General features: G+C 42.5%; 2 protein-coding genes and 1 pseudogene. 2 read left to right on the forward strand and 1 reads right to left on the reverse strand.

Annotated elements, in window-relative coordinates; all coding sequences use genetic code 11:
* Positions 1–181 (reverse strand): AbrB/MazE/SpoVT family DNA-binding domain-containing protein (locus KDK16_RS01350; RefSeq protein ID WP_257274338.1); only part of this gene is annotated, 181 nt, incomplete at its 3' end.
* Positions 182–217: 36 nt separating this feature from the next.
* Here KDK16_RS01350 and KDK16_RS01355 point away from each other — a divergent pair.
* Together KDK16_RS01355 and KDK16_RS01360 are read left to right on the forward strand one after the other, a co-directional pair.
* Entirely contained in the window at positions 218–409 is a 192-nt protein-coding gene (locus KDK16_RS01355; RefSeq protein ID WP_257274339.1) for a hypothetical protein, read from the forward strand.
* Positions 410–925: 516 nt separating this feature from the next.
* Positions 926–1,158: pseudogene (locus tag KDK16_RS01360) on the forward strand (hypothetical protein); the annotation flags it as partial.

The following is a 1,158-nucleotide window of genomic DNA, read 5'->3' on the forward strand; positions in this document are numbered from 1 at the left end:
GGCTTCCTTCAAGCAGGGCTTCAAGGGTTAACTCTTCTTTGACAGGGGACAAGACAATCTTGTTGTCCTCAATGGACAGGTTCAGCTTTGACCCTACTGTTATCCCCAAGGTTTTCAGTACGGCTTTGGGTATACTGACGATACTGGCTCCACCGGACTTCCTGACAGCTATGGACGACATAATGCTTTCCTCCTGATATTTTACCCAAGTATAACCATGATTAAGTTTTACTCAAGTATAATTTTATACATCCCTGAAAAGCCGACTCTACAGCGTGAGATAGGTATGGGTTCCATGACTACTCAGTTAACAACACTGACAATTGATAGAAAAAGCCGGGTTCAAAAGAAAATGAGTGTTATTTTTTCAAAATACTCTCAGGAGCTTGAGTCGATTTTAATTGGTTGACTCCAAAAGCTGTCGTTCTCTATCATCCCGGGATGAGATTCTTAATCAAAGGTTTTACTCATTGGCGACTCTTTGGTATGAGGACAGGCAAATTAAAGTACTCAGACATATTGCCTGGCATTTAGTATTTTAATTCAAAGTCAGGCTGATAAAAAAGTGTTTTATTACAACTCTGCTGGCAGACTGTCCCAACCGGGTCAGGCTTTTTACGAGCAAAATAGATGCATGGTAACGATAGCCATGAAACTACTTAGAATTATTGGTCATATCTCCCAACTCTATTGACCCCTGATCCACATACCCCAGATTTTTAAACGTAAATTTCATTGCCCTTCGCTCAAAGGATATTCACAGTAATGAGTGTGCTGAACTTTCTCAAACCTCAATATTACACAATTATCGCTACCAGTAGACAAGTGAGGTAGTGCCGTTTCAAAAATAAGTCCCCAAACCCTGAAAACAGTACTTGCGCACCCCATTTTCATTGATGACAATGCACAAATAGCTGGTAAGGTATTGAAACAACCTTCCAGCTTGAGGGAGTTCATTTATAAAATCCAGGATGCAGTGTTCAAGAGGCCCACACCGTCAATGACGACCGTTTCTTCCGCCGACCGCTTAGGCTTTACCATTTTCATGGCAGCCGCTGTTCATGCCGTGATTGTGCTCGGTCTGTCTTTTGGTCTTGAGGACAAGGCTCCACCTCCAAAAACGCTGGAAGTCGCCCTTGCAACTTATAAGAGCCAGGA

Source organism: Endozoicomonas sp. SESOKO4 (genome assembly GCF_024606275.1).

Excerpts from the sequence above, each read along its gene's own strand:
- KDK16_RS01355 (WP_257274339.1), top strand. The coding sequence starts at position 218 with ATGATTAAGTTTTACTCAAGTATAATTTTATACATCCCTGAAAAGCCG.